This is a genomic window from Streptomyces sp. NBC_00376, from assembly GCF_036077095.1.
Classification (GTDB): Bacteria; Actinomycetota; Actinomycetes; order Streptomycetales; family Streptomycetaceae; genus Streptomyces.
On the sequence record NZ_CP107960.1, the window covers coordinates 7,112,968 to 7,131,110 of the forward strand.

At 70.1% G+C, this 18,143-nt stretch carries 17 protein-coding genes and 1 pseudogene; 14 read left to right on the plus strand and 4 right to left on the minus strand.

Translation table 11 applies throughout. The features are described 5' to 3' along the window. The first annotated feature begins 3 nt into the window (after positions 1-3). From OG842_RS32140 to OG842_RS32195, 12 genes are all read left to right on the plus strand, one after another. On the plus strand, positions 4-549 hold the full coding sequence (locus OG842_RS32140) for a hypothetical protein (RefSeq protein WP_266735915.1): 546 nt from the start codon (positions 4-6) through the stop codon (positions 547-549). 169 nt (positions 550-718) lie between these two features. Next, complete coding sequence (gene pdxS, locus OG842_RS32145) at positions 719-1,639, plus strand: pyridoxal 5'-phosphate synthase lyase subunit PdxS (RefSeq protein ID WP_266735913.1); 921 nt, start codon at positions 719-721, stop codon at positions 1,637-1,639. A 6-nt stretch (positions 1,640-1,645) separates the two neighbouring features. Next, a complete protein-coding gene (pdxT, locus tag OG842_RS32150; RefSeq protein ID WP_266735911.1) occupies positions 1,646-2,239 on the plus strand; it encodes a pyridoxal 5'-phosphate synthase glutaminase subunit PdxT in 594 nt (197 codons plus the stop codon). 61 nt (positions 2,240-2,300) lie between these two features. After that, positions 2,301-3,053: a YebC/PmpR family DNA-binding transcriptional regulator gene (locus tag OG842_RS32155; RefSeq protein WP_072484508.1), complete on the plus strand. Its 753-nt coding sequence runs from the start codon at positions 2,301-2,303 to the stop codon at positions 3,051-3,053. Positions 3,054-3,177: 124 nt separating this feature from the next. Further along, a complete protein-coding gene (gene ruvC, locus OG842_RS32160; protein WP_266735909.1) occupies positions 3,178-3,750 on the plus strand; it encodes a crossover junction endodeoxyribonuclease RuvC in 573 nt (190 codons plus the stop codon). Beyond that, positions 3,747-4,373 (plus strand): Holliday junction branch migration protein RuvA, encoded by a 627-nt coding sequence (gene ruvA, locus OG842_RS32165; protein WP_266735907.1) that lies wholly within the window; start codon positions 3,747-3,749, stop codon positions 4,371-4,373. Before ruvC ends, ruvA begins: the two co-directional genes overlap by 4 nt. Positions 4,374-4,457: 84 nt before the next feature. Further along, a complete protein-coding gene (gene ruvB, locus OG842_RS32170; protein WP_266735905.1) occupies positions 4,458-5,531 on the plus strand; it encodes a Holliday junction branch migration DNA helicase RuvB in 1,074 nt (357 codons plus the stop codon). A gap of 165 nt (positions 5,532-5,696) precedes the next feature. Then, positions 5,697-6,176, plus strand: coding sequence for a preprotein translocase subunit YajC (yajC, locus tag OG842_RS32175; RefSeq protein WP_266735904.1), 480 nt, complete (start codon positions 5,697-5,699; stop codon positions 6,174-6,176). Positions 6,177-6,321: 145 nt separating this feature from the next. Further along, complete coding sequence (gene secD / locus OG842_RS32180; RefSeq protein WP_266735903.1) at positions 6,322-8,109, plus strand: protein translocase subunit SecD; 1,788 nt, start codon at positions 6,322-6,324, stop codon at positions 8,107-8,109. Between the two features lies 1 nt (position 8,110). Next, entirely contained in the window at positions 8,111-9,214 is a 1,104-nt protein-coding gene (gene secF / locus OG842_RS32185; RefSeq protein WP_266735902.1) for a protein translocase subunit SecF, read from the plus strand. Next, positions 9,211-9,762 carry an adenine phosphoribosyltransferase gene (locus OG842_RS32190; protein WP_266735900.1) on the plus strand — a complete coding sequence of 184 codons (552 nt, stop codon included), beginning with the start codon at positions 9,211-9,213 and terminating at the stop codon, positions 9,760-9,762. Before secF ends, OG842_RS32190 begins: the two co-directional genes overlap by 4 nt. Before the next feature lie 169 nt (positions 9,763-9,931). Beyond that, positions 9,932-12,511 carry a RelA/SpoT family protein gene (locus OG842_RS32195; protein ID WP_266735898.1) on the plus strand — a complete coding sequence of 860 codons (2,580 nt, stop codon included), beginning with the start codon at positions 9,932-9,934 and terminating at the stop codon, positions 12,509-12,511. A gap of 64 nt (positions 12,512-12,575) precedes the next feature. Here OG842_RS32195 and OG842_RS32200 read toward each other — a convergent pair whose 3' ends face one another. The 4 genes and pseudogenes from OG842_RS32200 to OG842_RS32215 form a co-directional block, all read right to left on the minus strand. Further along, positions 12,576-12,902, minus strand: a complete 327-nt coding sequence (locus tag OG842_RS32200; protein WP_443064017.1) for an ALF repeat-containing protein — start codon at positions 12,900-12,902, stop codon at positions 12,576-12,578. 35 nt (positions 12,903-12,937) lie between these two features. Then, positions 12,938-13,327, minus strand: a pseudogene (locus OG842_RS32205) (ALF repeat-containing protein); the annotation flags it as partial. 255 nt (positions 13,328-13,582) lie between these two features. Continuing rightward, positions 13,583-14,812 carry a DUF349 domain-containing protein gene (locus OG842_RS32210; RefSeq protein WP_266735896.1) on the minus strand — a complete coding sequence of 410 codons (1,230 nt, stop codon included), beginning with the start codon at positions 14,810-14,812 and terminating at the stop codon, positions 13,583-13,585. A 196-nt stretch (positions 14,813-15,008) separates the two neighbouring features. Continuing rightward, the gene (locus OG842_RS32215; protein WP_266735895.1) at positions 15,009-15,800 is read right to left on the minus strand and encodes a peptidylprolyl isomerase; all 792 of its coding nucleotides are present in this window, start codon (positions 15,798-15,800) and stop codon (positions 15,009-15,011) included. Positions 15,801-15,948: 148 nt separating this feature from the next. On the opposite strand from OG842_RS32215, the gene OG842_RS32220 reads away from it, so the two are divergent. Next, positions 15,949-16,635, plus strand: coding sequence for an MBL fold metallo-hydrolase (locus tag OG842_RS32220; RefSeq protein WP_266735894.1), 687 nt, complete (start codon positions 15,949-15,951; stop codon positions 16,633-16,635). Positions 16,636-16,648: 13 nt separating this feature from the next. After that, positions 16,649-17,911: a histidine--tRNA ligase gene (gene hisS, locus OG842_RS32225; RefSeq protein ID WP_266735893.1), complete on the plus strand. Its 1,263-nt coding sequence runs from the start codon at positions 16,649-16,651 to the stop codon at positions 17,909-17,911. Positions 17,912-18,143 lie beyond the last annotated feature (232 nt).

The following is an 18,143-nucleotide window of genomic DNA, read 5'->3' on the forward strand; positions in this document are numbered from 1 at the left end:
CCCGTGATCGAAACCCTCATCTGGATCGCCGTCGCGATCGTCGCGATCGGTATGTACCTCAGCTGGACCGCCGGACGGCTGGACCGGCTGCACACCCGCATCGACGCCGCACGGGCCGCCCTCGACGCCCAACTCCTGCGCCGTGCGTCGGTCACCCAGGAACTGGCCACCTCCGGTGTCCTCGATCCGGCCGCCTCCATCGTCCTGTACGAGGCGGCGCACGCCGCCCGCCAGGCGGAGGAGGAGCACCGAGAGGTCGCGGAGAGCGAACTGAGCGCCGCGCTGCGGGCGGTCTTCGGCGAGACGGCGCAGGTGGAGGCCGTGAAGGAGATCCCCGGCGGTGAGGAGGCGGCGCTCGAACTCGCCGCCGCCGTGCGCCGGGTCCCGATGGCCCGGCGGTTCCACAACGACGCGGTGCGCGCGGCGCGCGCGCTGCGCCGGCACCGCAAGGTGCGGTGGTTCCGGCTGGCCGGACACGCCCCCTTCCCGCTGGCCTTCGAGATGGACGACGAACCCCCGGTGGCCCTGGCGGACCGCCCCGTCAGCTGACCGGACCGCCGCATTCGCGCGTGACGGGGGCCACATGTCATCCCGTACGCGTTCAAAACGATCCACCGGCCTGCCATTGGCCCTTGCAGTGGACTGTTCCCGGAGAGTTTGCTCAGCACAGCGCCAAGCAACGCTTTTCAGCAACTTTTTCTCCGAGTGAGGTCGACCCATGTCCACGCTTCCCACCACCCCGCAGTCCGCAGACTCCCCGGCCACCGGCACCGCGCGCGTCAAGCGCGGCATGGCCGAGCAGCTCAAGGGCGGCGTGATCATGGACGTCGTCAACGCCGAGCAGGCGAAGATCGCCGAGGACGCGGGCGCCGTGGCCGTCATGGCCCTGGAGCGGGTTCCGGCCGACATCCGCAAGGACGGCGGCGTGGCCCGGATGTCGGACCCGAACATGATCGAGGAGATCATCGAGGCCGTCTCCATCCCGGTGATGGCGAAGTCGCGCATCGGCCACTTCGTCGAGGCCCAGGTCCTTCAGTCCCTCGGCGTCGACTACATCGACGAGTCCGAGGTCCTGACCCCGGCCGACGAGGTCAACCACAGCGACAAGTTCGCCTTCACCACCCCGTTCGTCTGCGGCGCCACCAACCTGGGCGAGGCCCTGCGCCGGATCGCCGAGGGCGCGGCCATGATCCGCTCGAAGGGCGAGGCCGGCACCGGCAACGTCGTCGAGGCCGTCCGCCACCTGCGCCAGATCAAGAACGAGATCGCCCGCCTGCGCGGCTACGACAACAACGAGCTGTACGCCGCCGCCAAGGAGCTCCGCGCCCCGTACGAGCTGGTCAAGGAGGTCTCGGAGCTCGGCAAGCTGCCCGTGGTGCTGTTCTCCGCGGGCGGTGTCGCCACCCCCGCCGACGCCGCGCTGATGCGCCAGCTCGGCGCCGAGGGCGTCTTCGTCGGCTCCGGCATCTTCAAGTCCGGCGACCCGGCCAAGCGCGCCGCCGCGATCGTGAAGGCCACCACCTTCTACGACGACCCGAAGATCATCGCGGACGCCTCCCGGAACCTGGGCGAGGCCATGGTCGGCATCAACTGCGACACCCTGCCCGAGGCCGAGCGCTACGCCAACCGTGGCTGGTAGTCACTGATGAGCGACACCCCTGTGATCGGAGTCCTGGCTCTCCAGGGCGACGTACGGGAACACCTGATCGCCCTGGCCTCGGCTGACGCCCTGGCCAGGCCGGTCCGGCGTCCCGAGGAACTCGCCGAGGTCGACGGCCTGGTCATCCCCGGTGGCGAGTCCACCACGATGTCCAAGCTGGCGTCCCTGTTCGGCATGCTGGAACCGCTGCGCGAGCGGGTACGGGCCGGAATGCCGGTCTACGGCACCTGCGCCGGAATGATTCTGCTCGCCGACAAGATCCTCGACCCGCGTTCGGGCCAGGAGACGGTCGGCGGGATCGACATGATCGTGCGCCGCAACGCCTTCGGACGGCAGAACGAGTCCTTCGAGGCGGCCGTCGAGGTCGTCGGCATCGAGGGCGGACCCGTGGAGGGCGTGTTCATCCGCGCCCCCTGGGTGGAGTCGGTCGGCGCTCAGGCCAAGGTGGTGGCGGAGCACGGTGGCCACATCGTCGCCGTACGTCAGGGAAACGCCCTGGCCACGTCGTTCCACCCGGAATTGACCGGAGACCATCGCGTTCACGCGCTGTTCGTGGACATGGTGCGCGCAGTCGGCTGACTCGATCCCGGTAGGATCTCTCGGGTTCGAATCGTTTTTGGTGACGCGAAGGAGAAGGCAGATGTCCGGCCACTCTAAATGGGCTACGACGAAGCACAAGAAGGCCGTGATTGACGCCAAGCGCGGCAAGCTCTTCGCGAAGCTGATCAAGAACATCGAGGTCGCGGCCCGCACCGGCGGTGTGGACCCCGAGGGAAACCCCACCCTCGTGGACGCGATCCAGAAGGCGAAGAAGAGTTCCGTACCGAACAAGAACATCGACTCCGCGGTCAAGCGCGGTGGCGGTCTCGAAGCGGGCGGCGTCGATTACCAGACGATCATGTACGAGGGTTACGGCCCGAACGGTGTCGCGGTGCTCATCGAGTGCCTCACCGACAATCGCAACCGTGCCGCCTCCGACGTGCGTGTGGCGATGACCCGCAACGGCGGCTCGATGGCCGACCCGGGTTCGGTCTCGTACCTCTTCAACCGCAAGGGCGTCGTCATCGTCCCCAAGGGCGAGCTGACCGAGGACGACGTCCTGGGTGCCGTGCTCGACGCGGGCGCCGAGGAGGTCAACGACCTCGGTGACACGTACGAGGTCGTCAGCGAGGCCACCGACATGGTCGCGGTCCGTACCGCGCTCCAGGAGGCCGGCATCGACTACGACTCCGCCGAGGCCAACTTCCTGCCCACCATGCAGGTCGAGCTGGACGAGGAGGGCGCGCGCAAGATCTTCAAGCTGATCGACGCGCTGGAGGACAGCGACGACGTGCAGAACGTTTTCGCCAACTTCGACGTCTCGGACGAGGTCATGGAGAAGGTCGACGCCTGAGCCGCGCTCTGCGCAGCCTTCAGCGACGGGCCGACGGGGACACACCCCGTCGGCCCGTCGCATTGTCAGTGCGAGCCGATAGCCTGCGGGAACAGTTGACCGATAGGTACGGAGGGGGCGTCCCATGCGGGTACTGGGTGTGGACCCGGGGCTGACCCGGTGCGGTGTCGGCGTCGTCGAAGGCGTCGCCGGCCGCCCCCTGACGATGCTCGGCGTCGGCGTCGTGCGCACCCCGGCCGACGCGGAGCTCGGCCACCGGCTGGTCGTCATCGAGCGCGGCATCGAGGAATGGCTCGACGAGCACCGGCCCGAATTCGTCGCCGTGGAGCGGGTGTTCAGCCAGCACAACGTCCGTACGGTCATGGGCACCGCCCAGGCCAGCGCCGTCGCCATGCTCTGCGCGTCGCGCCGCGGCATACCCGTAGCCCTGCACACCCCCAGCGAGGTCAAGGCCGCCGTCACGGGCAGCGGCCGCGCCGACAAGGCACAGGTCGGCGCGATGGTCACCCGGCTGCTGCGGCTCGACGCCCCGCCGAAACCGGCCGACGCGGCCGACGCCCTCGCCCTCGCCATCTGCCACATCTGGCGTGCCCCCGCCGTCAACCGCCTTCAGCAGGCCCACGCGGCAGCCGCCGCGGCCGGCACCCGGCGCGTCCCCCGTACCCCCGCAGTTCCCGTCCGGAAGGTCCCCCGATGATCGCCTTCGTCAGCGGCCCCGTCGCCGCACTCGCACCGACCACGGCCGTGATCGAGGTCGGCGGCATCGGCATGGCCGTCCAGTGCGCGCCGAACACCCTCGCCGCCCTCCGGGTCGGCAAGGAGGCCCGGCTCGCCACCTCCCTCGTCGTACGGGAGGACTCGCTCACCCTCTACGGCTTCGCCGACGACGACGAGCGGCAGGTCTTCGAACTGCTCCAGACCGCCAGCGGGGTCGGACCCCGGCTCGCCCAGGCCATGCTCGCCACCCACAGCCCGGACGCCCTGCGCACCGCGGTCGCCACCGGCGACGAGAAGGCGCTCACCGCCGTCTCCGGAATCGGCAAGAAGGGCGCGCAGAAACTCCTCCTCGAACTGAAGGACAGGCTCGGCGAGCCCGTCGGCGCCCACATCGGCCGCCAGGGCATCGGCACCGCCGTCACCTCCTCCTGGCGCGATCAGCTCCAGGCCGCCCTGATCGGCCTCGGCTACGCCACCCGTGAGGCCGACGAAGCGGTCACCGCCGTCGCCCCCCAGGCAGAGGCGGCCATCGCCGAGGGCGGACAGGCCCCCGTGCCGCAGCTGCTGCGTGCCGCACTCCAGACCCTCAACCGCGCGCGCTGACCGGAGCGCCGCACCCCGGGGACCACCCCCGACGCCGGGCCGGGCACCGCACGGCACCGAAACACCTGAGGCGGGACAGACTGAATGAACTGGGACGAGACCGGACCCGACACCGACGAGCGGCTCGACGAGCGCCTCGTCCACGCCGACGCGGACGGCGAGGACACCGCGGTCGAAGCGGCCCTGCGACCGAAGGACCTGGACGAATTCGTCGGCCAGGAGAAGGTGCGCGAACAGCTCGACCTGGTCCTCAAAGCGGCCCGCGCCCGCGGCGCCACCGCCGACCACGTCCTGCTCTCCGGCGCGCCCGGCCTCGGCAAGACCACGCTCTCCATGATCATCGCGGCCGAGATGGGCGCACCGATCCGGATCACCTCCGGCCCCGCCATCCAGCACGCGGGCGACCTCGCCGCGATCCTTTCCTCCCTCCAGGAGGGCGAGGTTCTCTTCCTCGACGAGATCCACCGCATGTCGCGGCCGGCCGAGGAGATGCTCTACATGGCGATGGAGGACTTCCGGGTCGACGTCATCGTCGGCAAGGGTCCCGGCGCCACCGCCATCCCGCTGGAACTGCCGCCCTTCACCCTGGTCGGCGCGACCACCCGGGCCGGACTGCTGCCGCCGCCGCTGCGCGACCGCTTCGGCTTCACCGGCCACATGGAGTTCTACGCACCCACCGAGCTGGAGCGCGTCATCCACCGCTCCGCCCGCCTCCTCGACGTGGAGATAGACGCGGACGGCGCCGCCGAGATCGCCGGCCGCTCCCGGGGCACCCCCCGCATCGCCAACCGGCTGCTGCGCCGCGTCCGGGACTACGCCCAGGTCAAGGCCGACGGCCGGATCGACCGCCCGGTCGCCGCCACCGCCCTCGGGGTGTACGAGGTCGATGCCCGGGGCCTGGACCGGCTCGACCGCGCGGTGCTCGGCGCCCTGCTGAAGCTCTTCGGCGGCGGACCCGTCGGGCTGTCCACCCTCGCGGTCGCCGTGGGGGAGGAGCGCGAGACCGTCGAGGAGGTCGCGGAGCCCTTCCTGGTCCGGGAAGGACTGCTGGCCAGGACGCCGCGTGGGCGGGTCGCTACGCCCGCCGCCTGGGCCCATCTGGGTATCGTGCCTCCGCAGCAAGGCGGAAAGGGACAACAGGGCCTGTTCGGGGCGTGATCTGTCACAGCTTGGCCGGAGCAGGAACCACCGGGCGAGTCCGGGCGTTGTTCCATCGATGCGGACTCGCTTAGACTCCGCCGATGCCGCCCTTACAGGTCGGTGTACCCACCCCCGTAGATACAGGCCGCCTTCCAGCGCGGTCGTGCGAAGGAAACTCGTCCCGTGAATCCCGTGACTCTCCTCCCCTTCATCGTGCTCATCGGGGCCATGTTCCTGATGACGCGGTCCGCCAAGAAGAAGCAGGCGGCCGCCGCCCAGATGCGCAACGAGATGCAGCCCGGCACCGGCGTCCGGACGATCGGGGGCATGTACGCCACAGTCAAGGAGCTGCACGACGACACGGTTCTCCTTGAGATCGCGCCCGACGTCCACGCCATCTACGCCAAGAACGCCATCGGCGCCGTCCTCGACGACGCGGAGTACAACCGCATCGTCCACGGCGACGACGAGAGCGGTCTCGACCTCGACGGTGCCGTCGTCCCCGACGACGCCTCCTCGCTGACCGAGACCGACGCCGACAAGGACGTCTCGGACGACGCCCGGATCGACCTCGGCAAGAAGGCCGACGACGCCGAGCCGAAGGACGACGAGTCCGGCAAGAAGTCCGAGGGCAAGGACGACGGCGAGGCCGACGCGAAGTAACCCACGCCCGGGGATGCCGTGAGCCCACCGGCATCCGGCATTCCCCGGGCCTTGCGGTCTTCTGCGGGGGTGGGTCCCCACTACACTTCGTGGCCGCTCGGGCGCGTACCCGGCGCGGGGCGGTTGGACAGGGAGAAACGAGAAGGTGGCAGCACCGAAGAAGAGCCGAGGGGCGGCCGGCGGTCAGGGCAGGCCAGGGCGTTCCCTGGCCTTTATCCTGATCGTCATGGTCGCGCTCACCGGCGGGATGTTCCTGGCCGATCAGCCGACCCCACGCCTGGGCATTGACCTGGCGGGCGGCACCTCGATCACGCTTGAGGCGAAGAGCGAGCCGGGCCAGGAATCGGCGATCAACAAGACCAACATGGACACCGCGGTCCAGATCATGGAACGCCGCGTCAATGGTCTTGGCGTCTCCGAGGCCGAGGTCCAGACGCAGGGCAAGAGCAACATCATCGTCAACATCCCCAAGGGCACGAACTCCGCCCAGGCCCGGGAGCAGGTCGGTACCACGGCCAAGCTCTACTTCCGGCCGGTGCTGACCGTCGCCCAGGGCACGCCCACCCCGGCGCCCAGCGCCTCGTCGTCCGGCAAGCCCGCCCCGTCCGGCAGCCCCAGCGCCCCCACCGCCGACAAGGGCAAGTCGTCCGCGACGCCGAACGCGAGCGCCACCACCGCGGACAACGGGAAGGCCTCGTCGACGCCCAACGCGAGCGCCACCACCCAGGGCCGCGCGGTCACCGGCGCCCTCAAGACCGACACCACGCCCAGCCCCAAGGCGAGCACCACGCCGAAGGCCGACGCCACGCCGTCGGCATCCGCCGCCGAAGAGGCCGCCGCCGCCAAGCTGCAGAAGCAGTTCGCAGAGCTCGACTGCTCCAGCAAGGCGTCCCGCGCCGAGGCCGCACGGGGTGCCAAGCCCACCGACATGGTCGTCGCATGCAGCTCCGAGGGTGACGCGAAGTACGTCCTCGGCCCGTCCGAGGTGTCCGGCACCGAGGTCGACAACGCCAAGGCCGGCTTCGACCAGCAGCGCGGCATGTGGGTCGTCAACATGGAGTTCACCAAGAAGGGCTCCAAGCAGTTCCAGACGATCACCAAGAAGCTCTCCGCGCAGCAGCCCCCGCAGAACCAGTTCGCCATCGCCCTGGACGGCGAGGTCGTCTCCGCGCCCTCCGTGCGCACGACACTGAGCGGCAGCGCCGAGATCTCCGGCAGCTTCACCCAGCAGTCCGCCGAGGACCTGGCCAACGTGCTCTCCTACGGTGCGCTCCCGCTCTCGTTCAAGGAGCAGAGCGTCACCACGGTCACTGCCGCACTCGGCGGTGAGCAGCTCCAGGCCGGTCTGATCGCCGGTGCCATCGGTCTGGCCCTGGTGGTCATCTACCTGGTGGCCTACTACCGGGGCCTGGCGTTCATCGCGCTCCTGAGCCTCCTGGTCTCCGGCATCCTGACCTACACGCTCATGTCGCTGCTCGGCCCGGCCATCGGCTTCGCGCTGAACCTCCCGGCGGTCTGCGGCGCCATCGTGGCCATCGGTATCACCGCGGACTCCTTCATCGTGTACTTCGAACGGGTCCGCGACGAGATCCGCGAGGGCCGCACGCTCCGTCCGGCCGTCGAGCGGGCCTGGCCGCGCGCCCGGCGCACCATCCTGGTCTCCGACTTCGTGTCGTTCCTCGCCGCCGCGGTGCTCTTCGTCGTCACCGTCGGCAAGGTCCAGGGCTTCGCGTTCACGCTGGGTCTCACCACCCTGCTCGACGTGGTCGTGGTCTTCCTCTTCACCAAGCCCGTCATGACGCTGATGGCCCGTACGAAGTTCTTCGCCAGCGGTCACCCGTGGTCCGGCCTGGACCCGAAGCGGCTCGGCGCCAAGCCGCCGCTGCGCCGCTCGCGCCGTGTCAACGCCCCCACTGAACCGAAGGAGGCGTGAGATGTCGCGACTCGGCACTCTCGGCGCCCGTCTCTACCGAGGCGAGGTCGGCTACGACTTCATCGGCAAGCGCAAGATCTGGTACGGGATCTCGATCCTGATCACCATCACGGCCATCGTCGGCCTGGCGGTCAGCGGCCTGAACATGGGCATCGAGTTCAAGGGCGGCGCGGTCTTCACCACGCCGAAGACCAGCGTCACCGTCGCCAAGGCCGAGGACCTGGCCACGGAGGCCTCCGGCCACCAGGCGATCGTCCAGAAGCTCGGCAACGGCGGTCTGCGCATCCAGATCACCGAGGTCGACACCGCGAAGTCCGACGAGATCAAGAACAAGCTCTCCGAGGACCTCGACGTCCCGGCCGAGAAGATCGCCGCCGACCTGGTCGGCCCCAGCTGGGGTGAGCAGATCGCCAACAAGGCCTGGACCGGCCTCGGCATCTTCATGGTCCTCGTCGTGATCTACCTGGCCATCGCCTTCGAATGGCGCATGGCCATCGCGGCCCTGGTCGCGCTGATCCACGACATCACCATCACGGTCGGTGTCTACGCCCTGGTCGGCTTCGAGGTCACCCCGGGCACCGTGATCGGTCTGCTGACCATCCTCGGTTACTCCCTCTACGACACGGTCGTCGTCTTCGACAGCCTCAAGGAGGGCACCCACGGGATCACCAAGCAGACCCGGTGGACGTACAGCGAGATCGCCAACCGCTCCATCAACGGCACGCTGGTCCGTTCCATCAACACCACCGTGGTGGCCCTGCTGCCGGTCGCCGGTCTGCTCTTCATCGGTGGCGGCGTCCTCGGCGCCGGCATGCTGAACGACATCTCCCTGGCGCTCTTCGTCGGCCTCGCCGCCGGTGCCTACTCCTCGATCTTCATCGCCACGCCGCTCGTCGCCGACCTCAAGGAACGCGATCCGCAGATGAAGGCCCTGAAGAAGCGGATCCTCGCCAAGCGCGCGGCGGCCGCCGCCAAGGGCGAGTCCGCCGAGGACGAGCAGTCGGACGGCGACCACCCGCAGGACGCCGCACCCGCCGCCGCGGTCGTCGGCCAGCGCCAGCAGCCCCCCAGGGGCCACGGCCGGACCCCGGGGAATCGTCGATGACCAGCACCACCGAGGGCACCCGCGAGCTCCTGCTCAGCCGGATCCGTGACGTCCAGGACTACCCGAAGCCGGGCGTGCTGTTCAAGGACATCACCCCGCTGCTCGCGGACCCGAAGGCGTTCGCGGCCCTCACCGACACCCTCGCGGAGCTGTGCGTACGGCACGGCGCCACGAAGGTCGTCGGCCTGGAGGCGCGCGGTTTCATCCTGGCCGCCCCGGTCGCGGTCCGGGCCGGGCTGGGCTTCGTGCCCGTCCGCAAGGCGGGGAAGCTGCCCGGAGCCACGCTCAGCCAGGCGTACGAGCTGGAGTACGGCACCGCCGAGATCGAGATCCACGCGGAGGACCTTTCCGCCGACGACCGGATCATGGTCATCGACGACGTCCTCGCCACGGGTGGCACCGCCGAGGCCTCGCTGGAGCTGATCCGGCGGGCCGGTGCCGAGGTCGCGGGCGTCGCGGTCCTCATGGAGCTCGGCTTCCTCCCCGGACGGGCCCGGCTGGAGCAGGGCCTGCGGGGCGCGCCGCTGGAGGTTCTGATCACGGTCTGAGCAGCACCGACCGTAAACGGCGACGCATCGTGCGAGCAGGACGGGCACCCGGGAACAACCGGGTGCCCGTCCCGCGTTGTCAGGAGTCTCCACGGTCCCCGGGGGAGGACCGGCCACAGGGTGGATACGATGGCCTCTCCGGGTACCCGGATCCGCACGAGGAGCGCTCTTGCCAGACGAGGCCCAGCCAGTCGCCGCCCCGCAGCCCGACAAGCCCGCGGCGGCCTCAGCCACGCCCGGGAAGAAGCAGCCCGCGGACAAGCCGAAGCCCCCGGCCCCCGAGCCCGGTCCTGGCCCGGACCGGGCGAGCACCCCGGCACCCGGGGCCGCGCCCGCTTCCCCCGCACAGCCGGCAGCACCCGTCTCCCCGGCCGCGTCCGCCCCGAAGCCCCCCGCGAAGCCCGCGGGCAGGCCCCTCCCGCCGAGCGCCCCCGCCACTCGCTCCGGTGGCTCGTCCAACCGGGTGCGGGCCAGGCTGGCCCGTCTCGGCGTGCAGCGCTCCAGCCCGTACAACCCGGTTCTCGAACCGTTGCTGCGCATCGTCCGCAGCAACGACACCAAGATCGAGACGGCCACGCTGCGCCAGATCGAGCGTGCCTACCAGGTCGCCGAGCGTTGGCACCGCGGCCAGAAGCGCAAGAGCGGCGATCCGTACATCACGCATCCGCTCGCCGTCACGACGATCCTCGCCGAGCTTGGCATGGACCCGGCGACGCTGATGGCCGGGCTGCTGCACGACACGGTCGAGGACACCGAGTACGGCCTGGACACCCTGCGCCGCGACTTCGGCGACCAGGTCGCCCTGCTCGTCGACGGCGTCACCAAGCTGGACAAGGTCAAGTTCGGCGAGGCCGCCCAGGCCGAGACCGTACGCAAGATGGTCGTCGCCATGGCCAAGGACCCCCGGGTCCTGGTCATCAAGCTCGCCGACCGGCTGCACAATATGCGCACCATGCGCTACCTCAAGCGGGAGAAGCAGGAGAAGAAGGCCCGCGAGACGCTTGAGATCTACGCCCCGCTGGCGCACCGCCTGGGCATGAACACCATCAAGTGGGAGCTGGAGGACCTCGCCTTCGCGATCCTCTACCCGAAGATGTACGACGAGATCGTCCGTCTCGTCGCCGAGCGGGCCCCCAAGCGCGACGAATACCTCGCCATAGTGACCGACGAGGTCCAGGCCGACCTGCGAGCCGCCCGGATCAAGGCCACCGTCACGGGGCGGCCGAAGCACTACTACAGCGTCTACCAGAAGATGATCGTGCGGGGCAGGGACTTCGCCGAGATCTACGACCTGGTGGGAATTCGGGTACTTGTCGACACAGTCCGCGACTGCTACGCGGCGCTCGGCACCGTCCACGCGCGATGGAATCCGGTCCCCGGCCGGTTCAAGGACTACATCGCGATGCCCAAGTTCAACATGTACCAGTCGCTGCACACCACGGTGATCGGTCCCAGCGGCAAGCCCGTCGAACTCCAGATCCGCACCTTCGACATGCACCGCCGCGCCGAGTACGGCATCGCCGCGCACTGGAAGTACAAGCAGGAGGCCGTCGCGGGCGCCTCCAAGGTCCGTACCGACGTCCCCAAGAACACCGGCGGCGGCCGGAGCCAGGACACCGTCAACGACATGGCGTGGCTGCGCCAGCTCCTGGACTGGCAGAAGGAGACCGAGGACCCCAGCGAGTTCCTGGAGTCGCTGCGCTTCGACCTCTCCCGCAACGAGGTCTTCGTCTTCACGCCCAAGGGCGACGTCATAGCGCTGCCCGCGGGTGCGACCCCGGTCGACTTCGCGTACGCGGTGCACACGGAGGTCGGCCACCGGACTATAGGAGCACGGGTCAACGGGCGGCTCGTACCGCTCGAATCGACGCTCGACAACGGCGACCTGGTGGAGGTCTTCACCTCCAAGGCGGCCGGCGCCGGACCCTCCCGGGACTGGCTGGGCTTCGTCAAGTCGCCCCGCGCCCGCAACAAGATCCGGGCCTGGTTCTCCAAGGAGCGCCGCGACGAGGCGATCGAGCAGGGCAAGGACGCCATCGCGCGTGCCATGCGCAAGCAGAACCTGCCGATCCAGCGCATCCTGACCGGCGACTCCCTGGTCACCCTCGCCCACGAGATGCGCTACCCGGACATCTCGTCGCTGTACGCGGCGATCGGCGAGGGACATGTCGCGGCAGCCGGTGTCGTGCAGAAGCTGGTCCAGGCGCTCGGCGGCGAGGACGAGGCCAACGAGGACATCGCCGAGAGCTCGCCGCCCTCGCGCAGCCGCAGCAAGCGCCGCTCCAACGCCGATCCAGGCGTGGTCGTCAAGGGCGTCGAGGACGTCTGGGTCAAGCTGGCCCGCTGCTGCACGCCCGTTCCCGGCGACCCGATCATCGGCTTCGTCACCCGGGGCAGCGGCGTCTCCGTGCACCGCGCCGACTGCGTCAACGTCGACTCGCTGTCGCAGCAGCCGGAACGGATCCTGGAGGTCGAGTGGGCGCCGACCCAGTCCTCGGTCTTCCTGGTCGCCATCCAGGTCGAGGCCCTCGACCGGTCCCGGCTGCTCTCGGACGTCACCCGCGTCCTGTCCGACCAGCACGTCAACATCCTGTCGGCGGCCGTGCAGACCTCCCGGGACCGGGTGGCCACCTCGCGCTTCACCTTCGAGATGGGCGACCCGAAGCACCTCGGCCACGTACTGAAGGCGGTACGTGGCGTGGAGGGCGTCTACGACGTCTACCGGGTGACCTCGGCCCGCAGGCCGTAGAACGGGGCCCGGCACTCGCCGGCGGCCGGGCTCCGGCCCTGCGCCGCCGGCGGACGGTGCCCGGCTACGCGTCGACCTCGTACTGCCCGTACTCCAGGAAGTACCGCATCTCCTCAGGCGTGCCGTCGATCGCCTTGCCGACCGCCGCGCGCATCGCCTCGCTGATGTCCGGGCGGGCCAGGATGCGGACGATGGCGACGCGGTCGTCCTCGGCCTGGGCGAGGCGGTAGCCGGTCTCCAACCACTGCCGTATCTCCTGCGGGGTGCCGCTGTCGAGGAGCTGGTTGATCTCCTTGGTGACGCGCTTGCCCGAGTCGGGGTCGGCGAGGATGCGGACGATGGCGACGCGTCGTCCTCGGCCTGGGCGAGGCGGTAGCCGGTCTCCAGCCACTGCCGTATCTCCTGCGGGGTGCCGCTGTCGAGGAGCTGGTTGATCTCCTTGGTGACGCGCTTGCCCGAGTCGGGGTCGGCGAGGATGCGGACGATGGCGACGCGGTCGTCCTCGGCCTGGGCCAGGGCATAGCCGGTCTCCAGGAAGTACCGCATGGCTTCCGTGGTGCCGATGTCCAGGGCTTCGTTGGCCTCCCGGACGACCCCCTTGCCGCTGTCCTCGTCCGCCAGGATGCGCAGGATCGCGATCCGGAGTTCGTCGTCGGACATCTCGTCCACCGGGGTGCCGGAGCCGTCGGCCGCCGGTGCCGCGGCCTCGGCGGTGGCCGGGGAGGCCTCCCCGGCGGCGAAGGCCGGGCCGGTCAGCAGAAGTGCCGGGGCCAGAGCGGTGGCCGCGACGGTCAGGGCGGCACGGGTCAGTCTCATCGGTGGACCTGCCTCAAGGACGTAGTGATCTCGGCGGATCCGGCAGCCACACGAAGCGCGCCGGTACGTAGATCATCTCTTCCGTCCCGGCCTCATGTCACTGCCCGTTCCCGGCAGTTGACACGACTCCTCGCTGCCGACCGCCCACAGCCGGTCGCACCACGGCGGGGCCGGCGAGCGCCGCGTACGCCCTGGCACGCCCGAGGGGCTTCCCCGCGCGAGCGCGGAGAAGCCCCTCGGGCGTGCCAGGAGGCGTCAGCCGCCGAACTCCTCCAGGCCCTTGAGCGCCTGGTCCAGCAGCGCCTGCCGGCCCTCCAGCTCCTTGGCGAGCTTGTCGGCACGGGCGTTGTTGCCCGAGGCGCGGGCCGTGTCGATCTGCGAACGCAGCTTGTCCACGGCCGCCTGCAGCTGACCGGTCAGACCCGCGGCGCGCGCACGCGCCTCCGGGTTCGTCCGCCGCCACTCCGACTCCTCGGCCTCCTGGAGCGCCCGCTCCACCGCGTGCATCCGCCCCTCGACCTTCGGGCGGGCGTCACGCGGTACGTGGCCGATGGCCTCCCAGCGCTCGTTGATGGCCCGGAACGCGGCCCTGGCCGCCTTCAGGTCCTTCACCGGCACCAGCCGCTCGGCCTCGACCGCGAGCTCCTCCTTCAGCTTGAGGTTCTCGCCCTGTTCCGCGTCCCGCTCGGCGAAGACCTCGCTGCGGGCGGCGAAGAAGACGTCCTGAGCACCGCGGAAGCGGTTCCACAGCTCGTCCTCGGCCTCGCGCTGGGCGCGGCCCGCCGCCTTCCACTCCGTCATCAGATCGCGGTAGCGGGCGGCCGTGGCCGCCCAGTCGGTGGAACCGGAGAGCGACTCCGCCTCGACGACCAGCTTCTCCTTGGCCTTGCGGGCCTCCTCGCGCTGGGCGTCCAGCGATGCGAAGTGGGCCTTGCGGCGCTTGGAGAACGCCGAGCGGGCATGCGAGAACCGGTGCCACAGCTCGTCGTCGGACTTGCGGTCGAGCCGCGGCAGGCCCTTCCACGTGTCGACGAGCGCACGCAGCCGCTCGCCCGCGGAACGCCACTGCTCGCTCTGCGCCAGCTCCTCGGCCTCGGCGACCAGGGCCTCCTTGGCCTGCTTCGCCTCGTCGGTCTGCTTCGCCTTCTGGGCCTTGCGCTCCTCGCGCCGCGAGTCGACCGTCGCGACGAGCGCGTCGAGCCGCTTGCGCAGCGCGTCGAGGTCACCGACGGCGTGATGCTCGTCCACCTGCAGACGCAGATGCTCGATGGCGGTCGTCGCGTCCTTCGCCGACAGGTCGGTGGTCTTCACCCGCCGTTCGAGGAGGCCGATCTCGACCACAATGCCCTCGTACTTGCGCTCGAAGTAGGCCAGAGCCTCCTCGGGGGAACCCGCCTGCCACGATCCGACGACCTGCTCGCCGTCGGCTGTCCGCACGTACACGGTGCCGGTCTCATCGACACGGCCCCACGGGTCGCTGCTCACAGCGCCTCCTCCACCTGATGCCCGCGAGGGGGTTCGCCCCCCTGGCATCGTCCACAGTTTCCTGGGGCGGGCAGCGCCCGCCCTGCACAACGCCAATCTAGGCGACCGGCCGCCCGGCTGTCCGCACTCAGCGCGGCCGAAAAAAATCCGTCCCGCGCCAGGACCTCTCAGGGCCGGGCCGGCCGCCCCGGGCCGGTCACGACTTGTCGACAGCGGCCTTCGTGATCTTCACGGCCTTCTTCGGCGCACCGTCGGGGACGCCGCCCTCCGCGCCCGCCGCACCGATCTCCTTGACGACCTTCAGCGAGGCGTCGTCCATCGTGCCGAACGGGGTGTAGTTGGGTGGCAGCTTGCTGTCCTTGTACACCAGGAAGAACTGGCTGCCGCCGGTCTGAGGGCCGGCGTTGGCCATCGCCACCACACCCGCCGGGTAGGTCACCGTGCCGTCGGCGCCCGCCTTGCCCAGCCCCGTCAGGTTCTCGTCCGGGATCGTGTAGCCGGGGCCGCCGGTGCCGTCGCCCTTGGGGTCGCCGCACTGCAGGACGAAGATGTTCTGCGTGGTCAGCCGGTGGCACTTGGTGCCGTCGAAGAAGCCCTTGTCGGCCAGCGACTTGAAGGAGTTCGTGGTGTGCGGGGTCTTCGCCGCGTCCATCGTGAACTTGATGTCGCCCTGGCTCGTCTTGAGCGACATCGCGTACTCGGCCTTCTTGTCGATCTTCATCGCCGGCTCGGGCGCCTTGCTCTCGCTGGGCGCCGGCGACGCGTCGGCCGACGGGTCCGCGCTCGCGGCGGCGTCCGCCTTGTCCTTCTTGCCGTCGTCGTCGAGGGCGAGGTAGGAGCCCACACCGATGACCGCCACCACGGCCACCGCGGACGCGATGACGGCCGTCAGCCGCCTCGTCCTGCGGCGGGCCTCCTCCCGGCGCTGCTGCTGCCGCTCGAACTTCTCCCTGGCGAGCTGCCGCCGCCGCTGATCGCTGCTGACCACCGGGTGATCTCCTTGTAGGTCGTGTGATGGGCCTTGGCTGCCCCGTACCGTATATGGGTTAGCTGTGGAATGAGGAGCGCCGGTAGGCTCTGAACTGCCGCGACCTTCTCAGTCGCAATCCGCCGTCGGACGACCATTAAGGACGATCGTGCTCATTGCCGGGTTCCCCGCAGGGGCCTGGGGGACCAACTGTTATCTGGTCGCCCCGGCCGCAGGCGAGGAGTGCGTGATCATCGACCCGGGCCACCAGGCCGCGGCCGGAGTCGAGGAAGCACTGGAGAAGCATCGGCTGAAGCCCGTCGCCGTCGTACTGACCCACGGCCACATCGACCATGTCGCCTCGGTCGTCCCCGTGTGCGGCGCGCACGACGTCCCCGCCTGGATCCACCCCGAGGACCGCTACATGATGAGTGACCCGGAGAAGGCCCTCGGCCGCTCCATCGGGATGCCGCTCATGGGCGAGCTGACGATCGGGGAGCCGGACGACGTCAAGGAGCTGAGCGACGGTGCTCTGCTGAAGCTGGCCGGTCTGGAGTTCGGTGTCGCGCATGCGCCCGGCCATACCAAGGGGTCGGTGACGTTCAGGATGCCCGAGGCCGCGGATGTTCCGCAGATCCTCTTCTCGGGCGACCTGCTCTTCGCCGGCTCCGTCGGACGCACCGACCTGCCCGGCGGCGACCACGCCGAGCTGCTCGAGTCGCTGGCCCGTGTGTGCCTGCCGCTCGACGACTCGACCGTGGTGCTGTCCGGCCACGGACCCCAGACGACCATCGGCCGTGAGCGCGCCTCGAATCCGTTCCTGAACGGCATGGACGCGCCCCGACGAGGAATGTGACGAGAGAAATCCCGTGAGCACTTTCAAGGCCCCCAAGGGCACGTACGACCTGACCCCGCCGGACTCCGCCAAGTACCTCGCGGTGCGCGAGGCCATCGCCGCACCCCTGAAGAACTCCGGCTACGGCTACATCGAGACCCCCGGCTTCGAGGACGTCGCGCTCTTCTCGCGCGGTGTCGGTGAGTCCACCGACATCGTGACCAAGGAGATGTACACCCTCACCACCAAGGGCGGCTCCCAGCTGGCCCTGCGCCCCGAGGGCACCGCTTCGGTGCTCCGCGCCGCACTGGAGGCCAACCTCCACAAGCTCGGCAACCTGCCCGTGAAGCTCTGGTACTCCGGCTCGTACTACCGCTACGAGCGCCCGCAGAAGGGGCGCTACCGCCACTTCTCGCAGGTCGGTGCCGAGGCGATCGGCGCCGAGGACCCGGCGCTGGACGCCGAGCTGATCATCCTGGCCGACCAGGCGTACCGCGCGCTGGGCCTGCGGAACTTCCGCATCCTGCTCAACTCGCTGGGCGACAAGGAGTGCCGCCCCGTCTACCGGGACGCGCTCCAGGGCTTCCTGCGCGAGCTCGACCTGGACGAGGAGACCCGCCGCCGCATCGAGATCAACCCGCTCCGGGTCCTCGACGACAAGCGGCCCGAGGTGCAGAAGCAGCTGACCGGTGCCCCGGTGCTGCGCGACTACCTCTGCGACGCCTGCAAGGCGTACCACGAGGAGGTGCGCGACCTGCTCTCGGCGGCGGGCGTGGTGTACGAGGACGACGAGAAGCTCGTCCGCGGCCTCGACTACTACACCCGCACCACCTTCGAGTTCGTCCACGACGGGCTCGGCTCGCAGTCCGCGGTGGGCGGCGGCGGCCGCTACGACGGCCTGTCCGAGATGATCGGCGGACCGGCGCTCCCGTCGGTCGGCTGGGCGCTCGGCGTGGACCGTACGGTGCTCGCACTGGAGGCGGAGGGCATCGAGCTCGAACTGCCCGCCGCCACCAGCGTCTTCGCGGTGCCGCTCGGCGAGGAGGCCCGCCGGGTGCTCTTCGGCGTCGTCACGCAGCTGCGCCGCGAGGGCGTGGCGGCGGACTTCGCGTACGGGAACCGCGGCCTCAAGGGCGCGATGAAGAGCGCGAACCGGTCGGGGGCCCGCCTCACGATCGTCGCGGGCGAGCGCGACCTGGCCGAGGGCGTCGTCCAGCTCAAGGACATGGAGTCCGGCGAGCAGACGGCCGTGCCGCTCTCCGGCGTGACCGAGGCGGTCCGCCAGCGCCTGGCCTGAGGCGTCTTCGGGGTGGCCGACGGGATCTTCCCGTCGGCCACCCCGAAGTCATGTCCGGCCCCGGCCCTCTCCGGCAGCGGGCGGAGTGCTCGATTGTCTCCCGTGCCGTCAACTCGGCAGGTGCGGATTCATCCTGACAGGCGCGGCCGAACCAGGAGCGCCAACGGCGGCCGGCAGGGGCCGGATCGACGCCGGGCCACCGTGACGGACCCCTCGGCACGGCCGCGACGAC

Excerpts from the sequence above, each read along its gene's own strand:
- ruvA (WP_266735907.1), top strand. The coding sequence starts at position 3,747 with ATGATCGCCTTCGTCAGCGGCCCCGTCGCCGCACTCGCACCGACCACG.
- secF (WP_266735902.1), top strand. The coding sequence starts at position 8,111 with ATGTCGCGACTCGGCACTCTCGGCGCCCGTCTCTACCGAGGCGAGGTC.
- OG842_RS32190 (WP_266735900.1), top strand. The coding sequence starts at position 9,211 with ATGACCAGCACCACCGAGGGCACCCGCGAGCTCCTGCTCAGCCGGATC.
- ruvB (WP_266735905.1), top strand. The coding sequence starts at position 4,458 with ATGAACTGGGACGAGACCGGACCCGACACCGACGAGCGGCTCGACGAG.
- pdxT (WP_266735911.1), top strand. The coding sequence starts at position 1,646 with ATGAGCGACACCCCTGTGATCGGAGTCCTGGCTCTCCAGGGCGACGTA.
- pdxS (WP_266735913.1), top strand. The coding sequence starts at position 719 with ATGTCCACGCTTCCCACCACCCCGCAGTCCGCAGACTCCCCGGCCACC.
- ruvC (WP_266735909.1), top strand. The coding sequence starts at position 3,178 with ATGCGGGTACTGGGTGTGGACCCGGGGCTGACCCGGTGCGGTGTCGGC.
- OG842_RS32155 (WP_072484508.1), top strand. The coding sequence starts at position 2,301 with ATGTCCGGCCACTCTAAATGGGCTACGACGAAGCACAAGAAGGCCGTG.